Raw genomic sequence first — 19,320 nt, 5'->3', positions numbered from 1 at the left:
CCCCCGGGCCACCCCCCCCCCCCCCCCCCGCCCGGCGGGGGGGGCCCCCCCGGTTGCGCCACCCCACCCCCCTAACCCCCCCCCGGGTTCCCGGCCCCACCCCCCCCCGGGGCCGCCCCTTTTGGCCCCCCCACAGGGGGCAGTAGTACTTTGATTTTGCGGATGATCCTTTCCGAACCTCCGGTTCGGGGTCATGCGCTGAGGAACTCGATCATGACGCTCAATTTTCCCAACCGCAGCCGCTCCTACGACGCTGCGGCCAAGCGCATTCGCTTCGTCGGCCATGACGGCATGTTCGAAGTGCCCTTCTTTGTGGAGATTGCAGCGCTTTCGGCGGCAACGGCCACGGGCGGGGCGGAAGCCGCGTATCTCAGCGCCTTCGATGCGGAGCGTTCGTCGATCCAGGATGTTGCGCGCGAAGCCTATTCGCACGGCCGCAAGAACATGTATGTATTGACCCAGGCCGATTTCCGGTAAACTGGCCTGCGAACCCTTGAACCTGCCGCGCCGATGGCCTAGATCGCGGCAGGCGGACAAAACACGGCAGGTTTCCCATCATCAGAGATCAGAGAAGACCGGCAGGCTCGGGCGACAGTTTCGGCTCAGGCGGACAGCCGCCGCTGGGGCTCGACCAGCGCGTGCAGCAGGCGCTGCAATTGCATCAGGCGGGGCGCCGGCAGGAAGCCGAGATGCTCTACCGGCAGGTGCTGGCGCAAAAGGCCAATCATGCGGCGGCAGCACATTTCCTCGGTTTGCTGCTGCACCAGACCGGGCGCAGCGCCGAAGGACTTGATCTCCTCGAACAGTCGGTGCGCCTGCAGCCCAAGAATCCGGATTTCCTCAACAATCTCGGCACGGTGATGCGCGACCTCGGCCGTGTCAGTGCAGCCGTCGATTTCTTCCGTGGCGCGGTGGCAATCCGGCCGGACCAACTCGCGGCGCGCGACAATCTCGGCTCCTCGCTGAAGCAACTCGGCCAGTTCGAGGGCGCGGAGGAGATTTATCGCGGCACCATCGGTCGCAACCCGTTCCATGTCCGCGCCCGCATCGGGCTTGCCGAAACGCTGCAGGAGGCAGGGCGGCTGGAGGAGGCGCTCGCTGTCTTCCGCGAAGCATTGGCAATTCGGCCGAAGGACGCCGACCTGCTGCACGGTCTGGGCGTCGGGCTGATGGAGAAGGGCAACCTCGGAGAGGCAGCGGAGCATTTCCGGCAGGCGCTGGCGGTCGATCTCGGCATGGCGAGGGCCTGGCTGATGCTCACCCAGGTCAAGCGCCAGCAGGAGCGTGACGCCGAGCTTACCGGGATGGAGGCGCAGCACGCAAAGGCGCCGGAAGGCAGCCTGGCGCGCATGCAGCTTTCGTTCGGCCTCGGCAAGGCCAATGACGATCTGAAGGATTATGGCCGTGCCTTCGATTATTTCGCCGAAGGCAATGCGATCCGCCGCACGGGCATCGACTATGATGCGGGCCAGACACGCGCCGAATTCGAGGCGATGAAGGCAGTGTTCGACAAGGCCTTCTTCGACAAGCACAGACCGAGCGGGATTGCCGACGACACGCCGATCTTCGTCGTCGGCATGCCGCGCTCCGGCACCACGCTTGTCGAGCAGATCATCGCCAGCCATCCGCAGGTCTATGGCGCGGGCGAGCTCGGCATATTGAAGACGGCGGTCGGCAAGCAGTTTCCGCCTGGTATGAAGGGCGGCTTTCCCTCGGGCATCGCCGACATGCCCGACAAGGTCTATGCCGAGGCAGGCCAGGCCTATCTAGACCTGCTGCACGCCCGCTATCCGGGTTTCCGGCATGTCACCGACAAGATGCCCGGCAACTTCCTGCTGATCGGCTTCATCCATCTGATGCTGCCCAAGGCCAAGATCATCCATTGCGCGCGCGATGCGGCGGCGACCTGCCTGTCGATCTACAAGGTGCATTTCCGCGGCGACAGCCACCGCTATGGCTACGATCTCGGTGAGCTCGCCGACTTCCACAATCTCTACACCGACATCATGGCGCATTGGCGCAGCGTGCTGCCCGGTGTCGTGCACGATGTGCGCTACGAGGATTTCGTCGCCGACCAGGAAGGGCAGTCGCGGGCATTGATCGCCCATCTGGGCCTGCCCTGGGACGATGCGGTGCTGTCGTTCCACGAGACCGACCGTCCCGTGCGCACGGCCTCGGCCGCGCAAGTGCGCCAGCCGATGTACCAGGGGTCGGTCGATCTGTGGAAACGCTACGGCGACCGGCTCAAGCCGCTGCTCGACCGGCTGGCGTAATGCGGGCCTACAGCTCGACGAAGGGCTGAAAGCCGCCGAAGATCATGCGCTTGCCGTCGAACGGCATCGCCGACCAGTCGGATTTCAAGCGTGGGTCGGCCATCACCTTGGCCATCACCGCATCGCGGCTCTGCCGCGATTCATAGACGGCCCATGAGAAGACGACGACCTCGTCTTCCTTCGCCTGCACGGCGCGCGGGAACGAGGTGACCTCGCCATAGGGCACATCGTCGCCTATGCATTCGACAAAGGCGAGCGCACCATGCTCCTTCCAGACGGCGCCGGCTGTTTGCGCCAGCTTCTTGTAGGCATCGAGATTTGCCTTGGGCACGGCAAGCACGAAACCATCGACATAGGACATTGTGGTTCTCCTTGGGTTGGGTAGGGTTTTTCCTCCTCCCACAACAAAGGGAGAAGGAAAGAAGGCGCTAAGCCGCCTTCACCGGCGCGTTCATCGCCCACTCCACGCCGAAGGGATCAGTCAGCTGACCCCAGCGGTCGCCCCAGAACATCACCTGCAGCGGCGTGCCGACCTTGCAGCCGGCGTCGACGGCGCGCTTCCACCAGGCGTCGATGTCATCGCTGCCGAGATGGAGCTGCATGGTGAAGCCCTGCGGCTTCACCGCGGCCATTCCGTGCTCGGGATAGAAGTCGGAGATCATCAAGGTCGAACCGTTGATGTGGAGATGGATGTGCATCGTCCGCCCCTGCTCGTCCGGCGGGTAGAAGAAGACCTGCTCCGCGCCGAAGGCCTTTTTGTAGAATTCGGCGGCTTTGAAGGCGCCATCCAACTGAAGATAGGGCGTCAAGCCGCCAAGGACTTTCGCTGCGGGCTTGGTTTGGGGCTGATCGTTCATGCCTTGCTCCTCTTTGCGTTTGGTTGGCCTTGCCAACCAAAGGACGAACGAGGCGGCGGCAATCCTACATGGCCGCCGAATTTTTTTCGAACGCCAAGATCAAATGCTCAGGCCACGGGCCAGAGGTCGCCTTCATATTACCTTGGTCAATGAGGTTGCCATGGCAAGGCGACGTTCGTTTTGCGCGTCGAGGATTTCGGGCCAGCCGATGTCTTTGCGCAATTCGATCGGCAGTGAAAGCAGCGCGCGCTGGCTGCGGTAACGGGCGCGGGTCGCCGAGTAACGGGTCGCGATGCGGCCTATGGATGACAGAATGGACATGATGCACTCTCCCTGGTTGAAGCCGGCATCATCGTGTCGGCGTCCCAAGGACGTGGCGTGCGGCCATGATCCGACAGACTGCTGAAATTTCTTGTCGTCAGATCAGTACCGGCCCGTGCAAAGGCGGATGTGGTTCAGCTGACCGCCGCGGCTAGCGCAGTGTCGTAATATTCCACCACCTCGACGGCCAGGCCGTCGCGTATTGTCCAGAAATCGGCGACGGGCATCACGAACTCGTCGCCGGTCGTGCGACGTGTCATGTGGTACTCGACCTGGGCGGCAACCTTGTCGCCGCCATCGATGATCTCGACCGGGATGACGCGCCGGTATTCGAAGTCCTCATTCAGGTCCGCCAGGCGCGCAAGGAATTCCTGCTTGCCGCGAGCGCTGCCGGCGCGACGCGACTGCCGCGGATCGGCGATCCAACGAAACACGACATCATCGGCGCAATGCGCCAGTGCGCCCTCGATGTCGCGATCTGCATAGGCTTGGTAGAAGTTGTTAACCAGGTCTACCGCACGCATATCCTATCCCTCCCTAAGCTCTACCGCGGCAGGATGCGCCTTTTTAGGTCGATGGAAAAGCTTTCTTCCGTGGTCAACACGGCGTCCGGGACGACAGTACTTCAAAATGTCGGCCCGGCAGATGCATTGTTTTCCTCAGCCAGTCCCCTCGGCCACCGAGCGGAAGAAATCCTCCGGACTGTCGACCTCGGTCAGCCGCGGCTTCTCGATCAGCCAGAAGCGGTTGCCGATCGCGCGGATAAAAGAGCGGTCGTGCGAGGCGAGCACGCAGCTTGCCTGATGGGCGAGCAGTTCCGTTTCCAGCGCCTCCTGGCCGTCGATGTCGAGATGGTTGGTCGGCTCGTCGAGCAGGTAGAAATTGGGATTGGCAAGCCTCAGCGCCAGCATCATCAGCCGCGCCTTCTGTCCGCCCGACAGCACGCCGATCCTGCGCTCCTGCATGTCGATGCTGACGCCCGCGCCCGCCAGCAGCGAACGGGCACGCTGCTCGCCAACATCGAATCTGCGCGAGAGCATCGCCAGTGGCGTGTCTTCGCCGCTGATGCCCGACAGCGCCTGATCGCTGTAGCCGAGCACCGTCGACGGCGTCACCTTCACGCCTTGCGTTGCCGTCTCTGGCTCGACGACGGCATTTCTGATCAGGCTGATGAGCCGTGACTTGCCGACGCCGTTGCGGCCAAGCAGCACGATGCGGTCGCCTTGGCAGATGTGGCGCTTGCCGGTCCTGAACAGCAGCGTGCCGTCAGGCGTTTCGACCGCCACGTCGTCGAGCGTGATCAGCACCTTGGCATGGGTGCCGCGATTGGCGAGCCTTATCGCGCCCGCCGATTTCTCGCGGTGCGCGGGCGCTGCGATCTCTTCGAGACGCCGGGCGCGCTGGTTGAGCTGCTTGGTCTTGACCGTCAGCAGGTCACTGCCCGAATTGATGCCGATGTTGTTGAGCTTGGCCGCCTGCCGGCGCAATTGCTGCGCCACCTTCATGTCACGCTGGAATTTGCGCTCGGTCGAGGCGTCGACTTCGCTCAACGCATCGCGTGCCCTGGAATAGGGCAGCGAGAACACCGGCGACTGTTCGGGGCGCAGGAACAGCGTCCGGTTGGTCGTTGCGTCGAGGAATGCCCGGTCGTGGCTGGCGATCACCACCGGCACCTCGCGCGGCAGCGCGTTCAGCCAGGTCTCGAGCTGGCTGATCTTGGCGAGGTCGAGGTGGTTGGTCGGCTCGTCGAGAAGCAGGACATCGGGATCGGTGACCCAGACGCGGGCGATCAGCGCCAGCCTTTTCCAGCCGCCGCTCAAGGCCCGCATCGGCCGCTCGCGCATCGGCTGCGGTACGTCAAGTGAATCGAGAACCACGTCGATGCGCCATTGCTCGCTTTCGGCCTGCTCGGCCGGCAAGGCATCGGCCACAACCTGCTGAAAGCTGTGCTCGGCCAATGCAGCGGGAACGGCTTGCTCGACATGGCCGACGCGCAGGCCGCGCGTGCGGGTGATGTCGCCTGATGTCGGCTCCATCTCGCCGGTGAGGCACTTCAGCAAGGTGGATTTGCCGCGGCCGTTGGCGGCGACGATGCCGAGGCGGTCGCCGGTGCCGATGGTGAGATCGAGGTTGGAGAAGAGCGGCGCACTCATGGTGACGCCGAGGGACTTGAGGCTGATCAGGGCCATGTTGGTTTCTCTGGTCTGCCCGGAATAAAGGTCCGGTTCGATGCACTTTGACGGTGCGCAGGCTGGCCATCAGGCTCGGCGTTGCAGCACCACGAAAGGCAGACCAAGAAAATCGAAGCGGGAGAACCCGGACCGTCTCTGGTCAGCCCTGCAAGCAAGCTCGCAGGGCAGGGACAGGGCCGCGCTGACGGTGGTGGTCGAAAGACACGCAGCCCTCCTTTCAAGACGTTCGAGTTGTAGAACTGGCTACACCAAGGGCGGGGCGGATGGCAAGTGGCACCGCCAATAGGGCTTCAGACAGCGGTAGCGCCGATCTCCGAAGCAGGCACTGTCGGCGAAGCTGCCGATCTCCCCCCTTGCGGGGGAGATGTCCGGCAGGGCAGAGGGGGTGCTGTCCCTCGGCTTGTCACACAATTGCAGTCAACACCCCCAGCTGATTCCGGTTGGGAACTGTTGAAATCGGGCGTTGCCGATCCTTCCCACCCCCCCTCTGTCCTGCCGGACATCTCCCCCGCAAGGGGGGAGATCGGATGTCGCTTCGGCTTCGCCAATCATCAACGCTGGAACGTGGTGAGCAGCGCAAATTTGAAGCAATTGCCTGCCCTACCGTCCCGGCCGACCAGTCTTGCCGGGCCGGCGCTTTTCACGGCGGGCATCGGCTGCATCTTCGTAGGAACCGATGCCGGTACGCTCGCGCTTGACCGGCTTGTCGCCGTCAACAGGCTTTTCGGTCCGGCGCACGGTCATCTCATCGAGCGAGTTCTTCTTGAACAGCGGCTTGGTCGAGTCGCCTGGAATGCCGAAATCGGAACCATGCGCCTCTTCGGCCGACTGTTTCTTGAACAGCGAGCGCGATACGGCGCCGGCCGGCGTCGGCATGTCGGTGCCCGGGCCCATGGCGTCGAGCGAAGGTTTGGCGAAGAGCGGCTTCTTGACCGGTACCGCGCCGTCGGCGCCCATCTCGTCTAGATGTGGCTTGCGGAACAGCCCCTTGCCGTCGTCGTCGACCGTGCGGTGGATGGCGCGGCCCTTGTTGTGCTTGCCCTTTTCGCGGCCCGAAACCGGGCTTTCCATGTCGGCATATTTGGCCAGCGGGTCGTCGGAGATGGACAGCTCCATCTCGCGCAGCCGCTTGATCTCGTCGCGGATGCGGGCCGCCTTCTCGAAGTCGAGATTGGCGGCGGCGTCGCGCATCTGCTTGTCCATCGCGTCGAGATGGGCTTTCAGATTGTTGCCCATCATCGCGCCGGCGCTGTCGGTGAACTGCGAGATGTCGGCGCGGACATGATCCTTCTCGTAGACCGAGTCCAGGATGTCGGAGATGCGCGACTTGACCGATTCCGGCGTGATGCCGTTGGCCGCGTTCCACTCCATCTGCTTCTCGCGACGGCGGTTGGTCTCGGCCATCGCCCGCTCCATCGAGCCGGTGACCTGGTCGGCATAGAGGATGACCTTGCCGTCGACATTGCGCGCGGCGCGGCCGATGGTCTGGATCAGCGAAGTTTCGGAGCGCAGGAACCCCTCCTTGTCGGCATCGAGAATGGCGACGAAGCCGCATTCGGGAATGTCGAGGCCTTCGCGCAAAAGGTTGATGCCGACCAGCACGTCGAAGGCGCCGAGGCGCAGGTCGCGCAGGATCTCGATGCGCTCCAGCGTGTCAATGTCGGAGTGCATGTAGCGGACGCGAATGCCCTGCTCGTGCAAATATTCGGTCAGGTCCTCGGCCATGCGCTTGGTCAGCACGGTGACCAGCGTACGGTAGCCGGCCATGGTGGTTTCGCGGATTTCGCCGACGACATCGTCGACCTGGGTCTTGGCCGGGCGCACCTCGACCGGCGGATCGATCAGGCCGGTCGGGCGGATGACCTGCTCGGCAAAGACCCCGCCGGACTGCTCCATCTCCCAGGCGCCGGGCGTCGCCGAAACCGCGACGGAGAGCGGGCGCATGGCGTCCCATTCCTCGAAGCGCAACGGCCGGTTGTCCATGCAGGACGGCAGACGGAAACCGTACTCGGCCAGCGTCGCCTTGCGGCGGAAGTCGCCGCGATACATGCCGCCGATCTGCGGCACGGTGACATGGCTTTCGTCGATGAAGACCAGCGCGTTGTCGGGGATGTACTCGAACAAGGTCGGCGGCGGATCGCCCGGCTGGCGGCCGGTGAGATAGCGCGAATAGTTCTCGATGCCGGCACAGGAGCCGGTCGCCTCAAGCATCTCGAGATCGAAGCGGGTGCGCTGCTCCAGCCGCTGCGCCTCGAGCAGGCGTCCTGCCCGTTCGAGTTCGACCAGTCGGTGCTTGAGCTCTTCCTTGATCGACTTGATGGCCTGGTTCAACGTCGGGCGCGGCGTCACATAGTGCGAATTGGCGTAGATCTTAACGCTCTTCAGCTCGCCGGTCTTCTGGCCGGTCAGCGGGTCGAACTCGGTGATCGCCTCGATCTCGTCGCCGAACAGCGAGATGCGCCAGGCGCGGTCTTCCAAGTGGGCCGGGAAAATCTCGATCGTGTCGCCGCGCACGCGAAACGAGCCGCGCACGAAACTGATATCCTGCCGCTTGTATTGCTGGGCGACGAGATCGGCGAGCAGCGCGCGCTGGTCGAGCCGGTCACCGATCTGCATCTGGAAGGTCATCGCCGTATAGGTCTCGACCGAGCCGATACCGTAGATGCAGGACACCGAGGCGACGATGATGACGTCGTCGCGCTCCAGCAGCGAGCGCGTCGCCGAATGGCGCATGCGGTCGATCTGCTCGTTGATCGAGGATTCCTTCTCGATGAAGGTATCCGTCCGGGGCACATAGGCTTCCGGCTGGTAGTAGTCGTAATAGGAGACGAAATACTCGACGGCGTTTTCCGGGAAGAATTTCTTGAACTCGGAATAAAGCTGTGCGGCCAGCGTCTTGTTGGGGGCGAGGATCAAAGCAGGGCGCTGCGTCTCCTCGATCACCTTGGCCATGGTGAAAGTTTTTCCCGAGCCGGTGACGCCGAGCAGCACCTGGGTGCGGTCGTTGTCGTTGACGCCTTCCACCAGATCCTTGATCGCCGTCGGCTGGTCGCCGGCCGGCTCGAAATCCGAGACCATCTTGATGGCGATGCCGCCTTCGGATTTTTCAGGCCGGGCCGGGCGGTGTGGCGTCCACAGCACGCCGTCCTTGTGCAGCGGGTTGCCGGATTCGATCAGCGCCGATAGCGCCGCAACGGTGGCGGTGACGCCGCCGGAGGCCATGGTCTCGGCTTCCTCCAGCGAAACATCGAGGCCGGCGACCGGATTGAGACCGGCTGCGGTGCGCTCTCGCGCGGAAGCTGCGCCGCCCATGGAGGTGCCACGTGCCGTACGGCCGGGGGAGGAGGAGCGTTCGGGAATCTTCTTTTGCTTGGCGCCTTCCCTCCCCCTTGAGGGGAGGGTGGCGGCGGAGCCGCCGGGTGGGGTCGGTGCGGCAGCGCTCGGCGTGCCCTTGCGTCCCGCGCTAGCTCCGGCGACCCCCTCTGTTGCCTTCGGCGACTTCTCCCCCTCGAGGGGGGAGATTTGGCGCTCGGCTTCCTGCTCGATCTGCTCGGCCCAATCGGCGATCGAGCCGGTCAGCGGCGTGCCTGAAAACTCGGTCTGCGGCGCCTCGGCAAAACCGCCCTTGTGCAGCGGCTCCGACGCATCAAGGAAATCGGTCAACGGGCTGCGCCGCTTGGGCGGCGAAGCGCGATCATCACGCGCCGGCGGCGGCGTTTTTTTATCAGAAAGTTTGGCCATGCCCCGAATATGGGAGGTATCGGCCAAAATGGAAAGAGCGGAGTGACTAGGGGCGCGAGAGGAAACCAAGCTCCTGACACAAGGGTGTCAGGAGCGATGTCGAAACGCGCGCTCAGTTGAACCACAGCGCAAACGTCAAAAACCCGGCGCCGCCGAACTGGCGCTGGATCTGGTCGAACTCTTCGCTGGTGAGGATCTTTCCACTCTCGAGATAGGGCGCGATGGCCGGGCCGGTGATCGACAGCACCAGGTCGAAGGGCTTCGGCTCGTCGAAGAAGCGCTTCATATTGATGCCCTTCTCGGCGAAGCGGAAATGCGGCAGCAAGATGCGGCCTTCGAGCAGGTCCTCGGCCATATCAAGCGCGGCGTGCCAGGCCTGGACCTGCTCCTCCCCGACTTCCAGGCCGGTGAGCGGGCTGGCGCCTTTCTGTTGCGGGCCGGGCAGCCATTCGCGGTCGTTGTCGGTCTCGGCGCGGATCGCCTTCCAGTCTTCGCGGGACAGGCGGATCATTTCCATGAGATGGCGGCGCGCCGCCTGCCGCCGCTCCGGTTCGACCACGGGCCAGTTGACCAGATGGACCAGCGAGATGAAGTCGGCGATGCGCCATTCGGACGACAACATGCCGCCGCTCATGCCGCCGTCCGGCGGCACGAGCGTGTCCTGCAGAGGTAGTTTGGCGCGCGGGAACAGCATGTGGAACGAACCGTCGAAGGCGTTCCTGAAGTCGTGGGCGAGCCAGAAATCGGCCTGCGCCATCAGGAATTCGGCATAGCCCTGCAGCCAGTAGCCATCGGCGCGGTCGAAGCGGAAGGTGAGGGCGGGTGCGGCCGCGTCTGGCGCGCCGCGTGACAGGGATGCCATGATCGCGGCGGCACTTTCGTCCGGCGCGATCTGGCCGTCCTCGTTGAGATCGATGCCGAGACGGGTGAGGTCGACCTCCATGCCGATGTCGGCATCGGCAGGCACGGATCCAAGCGTGGCGGCGGACTTTTCCAACCGATCGCGGAAGGCGACCAGGATGGCGCGGAAGTCGTCGTAGGTCAGCGGCTCGGGATTGGGATTGTCCGGCACCGGCAGCCGCATCAGCGGCAGTATGAATGATTGCGGGCTCTCGAAACCATGGCGGTGCAGGCCGCCGGCCAGGATCTCCAGCGCGGTGAAGAATTGGCCGGCGCCCGCGGCGTAGGCCGACGCGGGATCAGTGGGCGCGGCTTCGAGCGCTGTAAGCGTGCTGTCGCGGTCGGCTACGGTTTTTGCCTCGAACAGGGCGGCCGGTTCGGGGGCTGCGGCACCGGCAGAAGCAACCGGCAGCAGCAGAATAAGGGCGGATGCCAGCAGGCTCGAAAATCGCGTCATCTTGGTCCTCCGGTATGCTGTTCGGCGGCAAGCATACACGCAATTCGCGTGCCGCGCCTTGTCCGCACGATTCCGAACAGAGGCACTTCGCTATATCGGGCGCATCGTCTACCGTGGCCGTTCATTCCGGTACAGGCTGCGCGTGTCGAACTATCCGCTTTCCTACAAATTGTCTTGGCTGCCGCGTTTCCTGAAGCCGACGCTTGGCGGCGACGCCCGTGGTTTTGCACCGGCGGCAGCAACGATGATCGAGCCGCCGCCGGGACGGACGGTGCGGCTCGCCTTTGTCGGCGATATCTCGGCGGTGGCCAATCGCAGTGCGCCGCAATGCGACCCGGCGATCGCCACGTTGCTCGGCTCCGCCGATCTGGTGGTCGGCAATTGCGAAAGCCCGGTGGTGGAGCGACCGAGCGCGGCGATGGGCACGAAGCTTGGCACCCGTCACGCCATGACCGAGCGGTTTCTTGCCGAGACGCTGGCGGCCGTCGGCATCTCGCGCGAGAAACTGATGCTGTCGCTCGCCAACAATCATGTGCTCGATCAAGGCGTCGAGGGTTTCGACGAGACCGTGGCGGCGCTGAACCGTCTCGGCATCCGCAGCATCGGTACCGCCGCCGACGGTCCGGTCGAACACCTTGCTGTCGGGCCGCTGACAATAGGCTTTGCCGCTTTCACGCTGTGGCGAAATGCCGGCGCGGCTGCGTTCGCGGGCCGTGTGTCGATGCAAGGCGACCCGGCACGATGGCCGCGCGGCGCCGTCGACCTCACCTGTGCCGTGCCACATTGGGATTGGGAATTCCGGCATTTTCCACAGGCCGCAACGCGGGCACTGGCACGGCATTTGGCCGCGCAAGGCGTCGGGCTGATCGCTGGCCATCATGCCCATGTCGTGCAGCCGGTGGAGCGGATCGGCAAGGCGCTCGTGGCCTATGGGCTCGGCGATTTCCTTGGCACCGCCTTTGCGCGCCAGCCGTGGCCCGGCCGCATCGGGGGCATCCTGACCGCCGATATCAGCGCCGACGCCGGCACGCGTGGCGCCATTGTCGCCTACCGGCTGCATCCCTTCATGCGGCTGCGCGCCGGCGACCATGAGCGGCTGGTTCCCGTCGAGGCGCTGGAGGGCGCATTCAGGCAAAAGGTTACGGCCCGTTTCGTTGCGGTTTTTGGTAACGGGAATTGATGGCCACAGTCGACGGATGGCTCGGATAAATCGTGTGGGCTCACCACCATCCCAACGCTGTAGTCGCGCGACTTTCCGCAAAATCGGCTATTGTCCGAGCTGGGTGGTCTTTCGACGGTGGGATGGCGATGGAAGCAGCGGATTTCATGCCTGATGATGCAGACATCGCCGGCATCAAGAGCAATCTCGCGGCCTACGAGGCCGAAAGGGCTTCGGCCTGCCGGCAAGTCCGCTGGCGGGTGCCGCTGTTCATCGGACTGGTGCTGTTGGTCGTGGCGCTGGTGGCCTGGCTTTTCAATATGATCGCCGACCCATACGAGCGATGGTTCTCGACACCGCATGTGTTCCTCTATGTCGTCGGGTTCGTGGCGGCGATCCTGCTCTATTTCCAGGCGATCAAGCCGACGAGCATGTTGCAGCACTCGTTCCGCAAGACGCTGCTGCCGATCATCTTCGGTTTTATCGAGGACATGCGCTACGAGCATGAGGTGACGCCGAATTCGTTCGACCGGCTGCCGCGCGAGACGATCGGCACGTTCAACACCAAGCGCTTCGACGACATCGTATCCGGCCGCTACGAGGGATTTCCGTTCGAGCTTTACGAAGCGGATCTCCGGCAAGGCACGGGCAAGAGCGGCACGATAGCATTCAAGGGGATCGTCGTCGCCTTCGAGACGATCGTGCCGTTCCCCGGCATATTGGTGGCCGCCCGCCGGAGTGACATGGCCGTCGGGTTCTTCCGCGGCATGTTCGCCAGCAAGATGCAGGAATTGTCATGCGGAGTGCCCAAGCTTGATGCCGCTTACGACTTCCGCACCGACAATGTCGAGGCGGCGCAGCCGCTGGTGAGCGGCCGGCTGGCGCAGGCACTGACTTGGCTCAGCGAGACATGGCCTGATGATCCGGCACGGGTTGCACTCAATGGCGGCGATGGTTTCCTGCTGTTGCCGCAGACGAAGGACTTCTTCGAGCTGCCTGATATCTCAGTGCCGCTCGACTACGCCAAGCACGTTGCGCCGATGATATCAGACATCGGCGCGATGCTGGCGACGGCTGCGCTGGTGCGCAAGATCGGCGCAAACGACGAGGCAGCGGGTTAGCCGCCGGGCATCTTGGCCGCCAGCCAGTTCGCCGACCGCTTGGCCATGCCGATGGTCGCGGATGCGGCGCGGCCAAGGTCGGTCTTGACGACGGCGTAACCGTTCTTTGTGCGATACAGCACCGAGCGTCCGCCATCGACCACGGATTCATAGGCAACAGGCGTGGCGGCTTCTGTTTCCGTCGCCGTTGTCAGCGATCCGACAGCAACGCTCGGCCGATGGCCCAATTCTGTGGGGAGCGGGTCGGTGGCGGTCTGCGTTGCCATCATCAATTCAGGCAGGGCGACTGTCGTGGCAGGCTGCGACGACGGCGTTTGCGTCGTGCGACATATGCCCGAGATCAGCGGGTAGTTGAAATTGCGCGCGTGCAACGTCTGGCTTTTCATCGCCGCTTCGCAATCGGCGATGGTCGACCACTTGGCCGGCGTCTCGCCGATATATTCGCAAAGCCTCGCATCGCAGTCGCAGCCGACGATGGTCATGGCGACAAGGGCGGTCTTGATCACGATCTTGTCCCTTCGAGTTGCTTGCAAAATACTGCCGAGGGCCTCGCGTGGCCGAGAATGACGCGCGACGTTCAAGCATCGTCAATCACCGTGGAACAAGGCGGGATTTGGCCGCGATTGTGGAATGAGCGTGACGGGTACGCCACGGAACGTTTCACGGTCGCTGACTGTGGCCGAAAGGTCTCACGTAGACGTGTTCGAACTTGACGTCTGCTACGCGAGAGGAGCCCAAACGACAGTCGGCGCCGGGATTTCTCCCAGCGCCTCCCTGTCAGATCAGGACACGGTCGCGGCAGCAACTTCCGTAAAGACGTCGCGCCATGCCGGCCTTGATGTTGACGGTCCTGCCAGTCGCCGCCCGAGGGCAGCGTCCGTTCGGGACCTCGCCAGTCTCCACCCTTGCGAGCTTCGTCCAGCGCGCCATCGAAGGTTTTGCCGTCCTTCATGGCAGCATCGGTCCGCCGTAGGCGTTCGCACGCTTTCCGCGGCCCCCGTAGGTCTCGGCATCCCTCCTCAAAACAGGCAAGCCTGCTTTCGTTCGGGGCCGTACGGGCCTCAGGAAATCCGCCGTTTCGCTTTGCCTTTCGACTTGGCAATCGGTAGCCGCCTGAGATGGGGTTCAACATACGGGGGATAAGCGTTTGGCGAAACAGGCGCGAGCCTGTGGATAGCGGGATTATCGGGGACCGAGCTCGGCGGCGGAGCGTTTTTTTTTCGACGAGATGCAGGGGCGGGACACGCCCTCATCAGCGGCGAGCAGCAAGATCGAACATTCGGCCCTTGCCCCACAGAGCGGCGCGGGCTTCAATGCCGGCAAAGGATTTTAGGACAGCAGTGTCGTTGCCGTCCTTTGGGGAGGGCGATCTTGAAGGTCGGGGTGGTTCTCAATCCGATTGCCGGTGGCGGCCGGCTCAAACGGCATTGGCCGGAGGTCAGTGCTTCGCTCAGGAAATATTTCGGCGATTTCGAGCTGCGCGAAACGCAGGCGACCGGCGATGCCGAACGGCTGGCGCTCGTCCTTGCCGCCAGCGGCTTCGACCTGGTGATCGCGGCGGGCGGCGACGGCACCGCCAGCGAAGTGGCCGACGGACTGCTGCAGGCGTTTGCAGAAAGCGGCCGGACGGCCGAACTCGGCCTGCTGCCTTGCGGCGCCGGCATCGATTTCGCCCGCGGGCTCGGTCTTTCGGACGAGGTCGACTTGACGCTGAAGCGCATCGCCGAGGCCAAGGCTCGCAGGGTCGATGCGGGCCGCATCTCCTATGTTGATGACCATGGCGCGCTGGCCAGCCGTCATTTCATCAACATTGCCAGCCTCGGTCTTTCGGGCGCTACCGACCGGGCGGTCAACGCCGACAAGCGCAAGGGCAAGGTGTCGGCCAAGGCGCTGTTCTACTGGCGCACCGTGTGGGAATTCATGCGCTACCGGTTCCAGGACGTTGTGATCACCGTCGATGACGGCGTCCCGGTCGAGGCGCGCGTGGCGCTGGTGGCGGTGGCCAACGGAAAGTTCTTCGGCGGCGGCATGATGATCGCGCCGGATGCCGAACTGGACGACGGGCAGTTCGACATCGTCATCTTGCGGGCGGCGGGCAAGTTGAAACTGATCTGGGATATCCGTCTGCTCTATGGCGGGCGGCATCGCAACCATCCGGCGATCACCATTTTGCGCGGCAAGAAAGTGGTTGTCGAACCGTTGGGCGATGTGCAGAAGAACGGCGCGCTGGTCGACGTAGACGGTGAATCGCCGGGGCGCATACCGGCGACCTTCGAGATCCTGCCGGGCGCGCTTACGCTGAGGTATTGAATCAACGCGCTGAGAGACTGATTCAGGTCGTTACGGGCGTGATTTCGGCGATCCGGCCAATATGCTGAAATCGCGTGACAATTACCTGATGTCAGACGTCGAGCTTGGCCGGGAAACCAGGCGCACGAAGGTCGGTCCCGACCGCATCTTCCAGAAGCTTGACGATCATGGTCGACCAGGCGCTGCCGCCATAGGTGTTCTTGCCTTGTTCGAATATGGCGTTGACGCGCGAGGCGAGCTCGAGCGGCACGCCGAATTTCTCGGCCATGCCCAGTGCGAAGCCCAGGTCCTTCAATGCGAGGTCCATGGTGAAACCGATGTCGTAGGAGCCGTTCAGCACCAGCTGACTCTCGGTCTCGTGGACGAAGCTGTTGCCGGACGAGGCTGATATGGCGTGGTAGGACTGGGCAAGATCCAGCCCGCCCTTCCTGGCCAGCATGAGCGCTTCGCCGGCGGCGATAAGATGGATGAAGGCCAGCATGTTGGTGATGACCTTGATCACCGCCGCCGAACCGATCGGCCCCATCAGGAAAGATCTCGCGCACATCGCCTCGATGGCCGGGCGGTGGCGCTTATAGAGTGCCGGATCGCCGCCGACCAGTGCGGTGATCTTGCCGACGGCCGCCAGATGCACGCCGCCAGTAACTGGACATTCGAGCGTCTCGACGCCGCTTGCCGAAGCCAGGAATGCAAGGCGCACAATCTCGTCTTGGCCATTGGTCGACATCTCGATCCAGCTTCCGCCCTTGGGCAGGCCTTCGAGCAATCCGCCGGGACCGGCCAGCACCGCCTCGCTGATATCAGGCGACGGCAGGCATGTGATGGCGTTGCCGGCCAGGGCGGCCGCCTCGGCTGGGCTCTTTGCGGCGGTCGCGCCGAGCGTCAACAGGCGCTCGACAGCCGCGGGATCGCGGTCGAAGACGGTGATGGTGAAACCGTTGCGGATCAGGCTGGCGGCGAGGTGACCGCCGAAATGGCCAAGGCCGATGAAGGCGTAACGCTCGCGCGCGCTCACGGCATCAACGGCGTCTGCATCATCTGCAGATGCAGGTCCGTACCGGTCCAGGGATGCGCCTCGCAGACGGCTTCGTCGAGCTCGACACCAAGGCCCGGTTCCTTCGACGGAATGACGTTGCCGTCCTGCCACTCGATCTTCTTCTTCAACAGCTTTTCGTGAAAACCGTCCCACTGCTTCAGCGACTCCAGGATGAGGAAGTTGGGCAAGGTCACGGCGAGCTGGATGTTGGCCGCACCGACGACCGGCCCGCAATAGCAGTGCGGGGCGACCTGGATGTGATAGGCCTCGGCCATCGCGGCGATCTTCTTGGTTTCGAGAATGCCGCCGGAGCGGCCGAGGTCCGGCTGCAAAATGGTCGCCGCGCGGTTCTCGATGACACGGGCGAATTCGAACTTGGTCGTCAGCCGTTCGCCGGTGGCGATGGGGATCGACGTGCCGCGCGCCACCTGGGCCATTACCTCAGGCATATCGGGCGGCACGGGTTCCTCGAACCACAGCGGGTCGTAAGGTTCGATGGCGCGGGCCATGCGCAGCGCGCCCGATGCGGTGAACTGGCCATGCGTGCCGAACAGGATGTCGGCCCTTGTGCCGACCGCCTCGCGGATCGCCTTGACCATGCCGGCGGAGAGATCGATGTCGACGAGACGCGGCTGGTGACCGTCAAAGGCGGTGTAGGGGCCGGCCGGATCGAGCTTGACGGCATTAAAACCCTGCTCGACATATTCGAGCGCGCATTCGGCGGCCATATCGGGATCGTTGTAGACGTTCTTGCCGCGCGCATCCTCCGAGTGGACGCTGCCGCTGTGCGGATAGAGGTAGGTATAGGAACGCAGCGTTTCGTGCACCTGCCCGCCGAGCAGCTTGTAGACCGGCTTGCCGGCCTCCTTGCCGATAATGTCCCAACATGCCATTTCGAGCGCCGAGAAACAGCCCATGCCGGAAACGTCTGGGCGCTGGGTGAAGCCGGACGAATAGGCGCGGCGGAAGAAGTTCTCGATGTCGTGCGGATCGCGGCCGACGAGATAGCGTTCGGCCATGTCCTCGACCATCCTGGCGGTGACATGGGCCGAGAAGGTGGCGTTGTAGGCCTCGCCATAGCCGACCACGCCGCCGTCGGTGGTGAGCTTGACGAAGATGAAATACTTGCCGCCGATGCCGGGCGGCGGATTGCCGACAACCCAGGTCTTCACCTCGGTGATTTTCATTTTTGATCCTCCAGAACCAGTTCGGCGCCCTTCCATCCGGTCATGATCGAGGCGGCGTTGGTGTTGCCGGCGATGTTATCGGGAAAGATCGACGCGTCGATGACGCGCAAGCCGGCGAGGCTGTGAACGGTCAGGCGCGGGTCGACAACGGCGCGCGCAGCGTCCGGTCCCATGCGACATGTCGAGACCGGGTGGTAGACGGTGCCCGAACGTTTCCTGAAATCCTGAATGAGATCCGCGTCCGAGGTGATTGACGGGCCCGGCAAAACCTCTTCCTCGATGATCTCGGCCATCGCCGGCATGGCGGCGATCTTCCGGATGAACTTCACCGCCGCCAGCATTTCGGCGATATCAGCCTCGGTCGAAAAGGCATTGGCGACGATCTTCGGATAATCGCGCGGATTGGCGGAGCGGATCATGATCTCGCCACGGCTCGACGGACGGCAGTTGGACAGGCCGATGGAAAAGCCCGGCCACGGATCTGGGGTCAGGATCGGGCGTTCTCCGCTCTTCGGGACGACGGTCGAGAACGCTTGGAAATAAAGCTGCATGTTGGGCCGTGAAAGAGCCGGGTCGGTGCGGAAGAAGCCGCCGGCATTGTTCATCGACAGCGACAGCGGGCCGGAGCGCAAGAGGACATATTGCATGCCGACCATGAGCTTGCCCCACCAGGGACGCAGGATCTGGTTGAGCGTCGGCAGCCTGCCCCTGAAGGTGTAGTTGATGCCGACATGGTCCTGCAGGTTAGCGCCGACATTCTGGTTGGCATGGATAACGGGAATGCCGAGCGCGCCGAGCAGGGCGGACGGGCCGACCCCGGAAAGCTGCAGCAACTGGGGCGAATTGACCGAGCCGCCGGACAGGATGACCTCGCGGCCGGCGCGGGCGGTTTTCGTCTCACCGTTCTGCAGGTACTCGATGCCAACGGCGCGCTTGCCCTCGAACAGGATCCTGGTCGCCAGCGCATTGATCTCGACGCGGACATTTTTTCGCTTCATCGCCGGGCGCAGGAAGGCGCGGGCGGCCGACATGCGGCGGCCGTTCCTGGTGGTGATCTGATAGATGCCGGCGCCTTCCTGGGAGGCGCCGTTGAAATCCGGGTTGAAAGGCAGGCCGGCCTGATTGGCGGCCGCCAGATAGCGCTTGGTGAGCGGATGGACTGAGGTCGAGCAGTCGGTGATGTGCAGCGGACCGCCAACCCCGCGCCATTGGTCGGCGCCGGCCTGATTATTTTCCAGCGCCTTGAAGGCAGGCAGCAGGTCATCGAAACCCCAGCCGGGATTGCCGGCCGCTGCCCAAGCGTCGAAATCCTGGCGCGCGCCGCGGATCCAGACCATGGCGTTGATCGAGCTCGAGCCGCCGAGCAGCTTGCCGCGCGGCCAGTGGTCGACATTGCCGGCGAGCCCCGGGTCCGGCTCGGTCTTGTAGTTCCAGTTGACCGCCGGGTCGAAGAAGGTCTTGCCGTAGCCGAGCGGCATCTGGACGTAGAAACGCCGGTCGGTGCCGCCGGCTTCGATCACCAACACCGAGAAGCGGCCGGAAGCCGACAGTCTTTCGGCCAGAACCGAACCGGCCGAGCCGGAGCCGACGATGATAAAATCATAGGTCTGCATGGTGGCTGCGGTCGGCTCCGAATTTTCGCTCAACCTAGACGCCGCAAGCCGCCGCGATCACCGGAGCTTGCGGCATCGCCTGTGAAAAAAGCGACCGACACTTCGTTTGCATTCGGTGTCCTGCCCGAAGCGGCCCTTGCCTCGTGGGCAAGC

General features: G+C 63.8%; 16 protein-coding genes. 5 read left to right on the top strand and 11 right to left on the bottom strand.

The window, feature by feature from the left end; all coding sequences use genetic code 11:
• The first annotated feature begins 213 nt into the window (after positions 1 to 213).
• Together AC0L3N_RS19795 and AC0L3N_RS19790 are read left to right on the top strand one after the other, a co-directional pair.
• Positions 214 to 477, top strand: a complete 264-nt coding sequence (locus AC0L3N_RS19795; protein WP_473549148.1) for a DUF1488 family protein — start codon at positions 214 to 216, stop codon at positions 475 to 477.
• A gap of 161 nt (positions 478 to 638) precedes the next feature.
• Positions 639 to 2,273, top strand: a complete 1,635-nt coding sequence (locus AC0L3N_RS19790) for a tetratricopeptide repeat-containing sulfotransferase family protein (protein WP_473549147.1) — start codon at positions 639 to 641, stop codon at positions 2,271 to 2,273.
• Between the two features lie 7 nt (positions 2,274 to 2,280).
• Here the strand turns inward: AC0L3N_RS19790 and AC0L3N_RS19785 are convergent, their stop codons facing one another.
• The 7 genes from AC0L3N_RS19785 to AC0L3N_RS19755 all read right to left on the bottom strand — a co-directional run bounded on the left by AC0L3N_RS19785 (position 2,281) and on the right by AC0L3N_RS19755 (position 10,741).
• Positions 2,281 to 2,634: a DUF1428 domain-containing protein gene (locus tag AC0L3N_RS19785; protein WP_473549146.1), complete on the bottom strand. Its 354-nt coding sequence runs from the start codon at positions 2,632 to 2,634 to the stop codon at positions 2,281 to 2,283.
• A 67-nt stretch (positions 2,635 to 2,701) separates the two neighbouring features.
• Positions 2,702 to 3,130: a VOC family protein gene (locus AC0L3N_RS19780; protein ID WP_473488729.1), complete on the bottom strand. Its 429-nt coding sequence runs from the start codon at positions 3,128 to 3,130 to the stop codon at positions 2,702 to 2,704.
• A 132-nt stretch (positions 3,131 to 3,262) separates the two neighbouring features.
• The gene (locus tag AC0L3N_RS19775) at positions 3,263 to 3,451 is read right to left on the bottom strand and encodes a hypothetical protein (RefSeq protein ID WP_473549145.1); all 189 of its coding nucleotides are present in this window, start codon (positions 3,449 to 3,451) and stop codon (positions 3,263 to 3,265) included.
• Between the two features lie 134 nt (positions 3,452 to 3,585).
• Positions 3,586 to 3,975, bottom strand: coding sequence for a nuclear transport factor 2 family protein (locus tag AC0L3N_RS19770; protein ID WP_473488727.1), 390 nt, complete (start codon positions 3,973 to 3,975; stop codon positions 3,586 to 3,588).
• A gap of 135 nt (positions 3,976 to 4,110) precedes the next feature.
• A complete protein-coding gene (locus AC0L3N_RS19765) occupies positions 4,111 to 5,640 on the bottom strand; it encodes an ABC-F family ATP-binding cassette domain-containing protein (protein WP_473549144.1) in 1,530 nt (509 codons plus the stop codon).
• A gap of 603 nt (positions 5,641 to 6,243) precedes the next feature.
• Positions 6,244 to 9,384: an excinuclease ABC subunit UvrB gene (uvrB, locus tag AC0L3N_RS19760; RefSeq protein ID WP_473549143.1), complete on the bottom strand. Its 3,141-nt coding sequence runs from the start codon at positions 9,382 to 9,384 to the stop codon at positions 6,244 to 6,246.
• Positions 9,385 to 9,496: 112 nt separating this feature from the next.
• Positions 9,497 to 10,741 carry a hypothetical protein gene (locus tag AC0L3N_RS19755; protein ID WP_473549142.1) on the bottom strand — a complete coding sequence of 415 codons (1,245 nt, stop codon included), beginning with the start codon at positions 10,739 to 10,741 and terminating at the stop codon, positions 9,497 to 9,499.
• A 142-nt stretch (positions 10,742 to 10,883) separates the two neighbouring features.
• Here AC0L3N_RS19755 and AC0L3N_RS19750 point away from each other — a divergent pair, with 142 nt between their 5' ends.
• Together AC0L3N_RS19750 and AC0L3N_RS19745 are read left to right on the top strand one after the other, a co-directional pair.
• Positions 10,884 to 11,921 carry a CapA family protein gene (locus AC0L3N_RS19750; protein ID WP_473549152.1) on the top strand — a complete coding sequence of 346 codons (1,038 nt, stop codon included), beginning with the start codon at positions 10,884 to 10,886 and terminating at the stop codon, positions 11,919 to 11,921.
• Between the two features lie 128 nt (positions 11,922 to 12,049).
• Positions 12,050 to 13,021, top strand: a complete 972-nt coding sequence (locus tag AC0L3N_RS19745; RefSeq protein WP_473549141.1) for a hypothetical protein — start codon at positions 12,050 to 12,052, stop codon at positions 13,019 to 13,021.
• Here the strand turns inward: AC0L3N_RS19745 and AC0L3N_RS19740 are convergent.
• Positions 13,018 to 13,527 (bottom strand): hypothetical protein, encoded by a 510-nt coding sequence (locus AC0L3N_RS19740; RefSeq protein ID WP_473549140.1) that lies wholly within the window; start codon positions 13,525 to 13,527, stop codon positions 13,018 to 13,020. The genes AC0L3N_RS19745 and AC0L3N_RS19740 overlap by 4 nt on opposite strands.
• Positions 13,528 to 14,392: 865 nt before the next feature.
• Here AC0L3N_RS19740 and AC0L3N_RS19735 point away from each other — a divergent pair.
• Entirely contained in the window at positions 14,393 to 15,331 is a 939-nt protein-coding gene (locus AC0L3N_RS19735; protein WP_473488722.1) for a diacylglycerol/lipid kinase family protein, read from the top strand.
• A gap of 91 nt (positions 15,332 to 15,422) precedes the next feature.
• Here AC0L3N_RS19735 and AC0L3N_RS19730 read toward each other — a convergent pair whose 3' ends face one another.
• From AC0L3N_RS19730 to AC0L3N_RS19720, 3 genes are read right to left on the bottom strand one after another with little or no spacing between them, the layout of a single operon-like run.
• Positions 15,423 to 16,346 (bottom strand): NAD(P)-dependent oxidoreductase, encoded by a 924-nt coding sequence (locus tag AC0L3N_RS19730; RefSeq protein ID WP_473549139.1) that lies wholly within the window; start codon positions 16,344 to 16,346, stop codon positions 15,423 to 15,425.
• Entirely contained in the window at positions 16,343 to 17,554 is a 1,212-nt protein-coding gene (locus AC0L3N_RS19725) for a mandelate racemase/muconate lactonizing enzyme family protein (RefSeq protein WP_473549138.1), read from the bottom strand. The genes AC0L3N_RS19730 and AC0L3N_RS19725 overlap by 4 nt, the downstream gene beginning before the upstream one ends.
• Entirely contained in the window at positions 17,551 to 19,167 is a 1,617-nt protein-coding gene (locus AC0L3N_RS19720) for a GMC family oxidoreductase (protein WP_473549151.1), read from the bottom strand. Before AC0L3N_RS19720 ends, AC0L3N_RS19725 begins: the two co-directional genes overlap by 4 nt.
• Between the last annotated feature and the right edge of the window lie 153 nt (positions 19,168 to 19,320).

It is taken from the genome of Mesorhizobium sp. WSM4807 (assembly GCF_055811615.1).
This window is presented reverse-complemented; position numbering and strand designations above follow the sequence as displayed.

Coding starts and splice junctions, on each gene's coding strand:
- AC0L3N_RS19755 (WP_473549142.1), bottom strand. CDS start 10,741: ATGACGCGATTTTCGAGCCTGCTGGCATCCGCCCTTATTCTGCTGCTG.
- AC0L3N_RS19785 (WP_473549146.1), bottom strand. CDS start 2,634: ATGTCCTATGTCGATGGTTTCGTGCTTGCCGTGCCCAAGGCAAATCTC.
- AC0L3N_RS19795 (WP_473549148.1), top strand. CDS start 214: ATGACGCTCAATTTTCCCAACCGCAGCCGCTCCTACGACGCTGCGGCC.
- uvrB (WP_473549143.1), bottom strand. CDS start 9,384: ATGGCCAAACTTTCTGATAAAAAAACGCCGCCGCCGGCGCGTGATGAT.
- AC0L3N_RS19770 (WP_473488727.1), bottom strand. CDS start 3,975: ATGCGTGCGGTAGACCTGGTTAACAACTTCTACCAAGCCTATGCAGAT.
- AC0L3N_RS19765 (WP_473549144.1), bottom strand. CDS start 5,640: ATGGCCCTGATCAGCCTCAAGTCCCTCGGCGTCACCATGAGTGCGCCG.
- AC0L3N_RS19775 (WP_473549145.1), bottom strand. CDS start 3,451: ATGTCCATTCTGTCATCCATAGGCCGCATCGCGACCCGTTACTCGGCG.
- AC0L3N_RS19720 (WP_473549151.1), bottom strand. CDS start 19,167: ATGCAGACCTATGATTTTATCATCGTCGGCTCCGGCTCGGCCGGTTCG.
- AC0L3N_RS19725 (WP_473549138.1), bottom strand. CDS start 17,554: ATGAAAATCACCGAGGTGAAGACCTGGGTTGTCGGCAATCCGCCGCCC.
- AC0L3N_RS19780 (WP_473488729.1), bottom strand. CDS start 3,130: ATGAACGATCAGCCCCAAACCAAGCCCGCAGCGAAAGTCCTTGGCGGC.
- AC0L3N_RS19745 (WP_473549141.1), top strand. CDS start 12,050: ATGGAAGCAGCGGATTTCATGCCTGATGATGCAGACATCGCCGGCATC.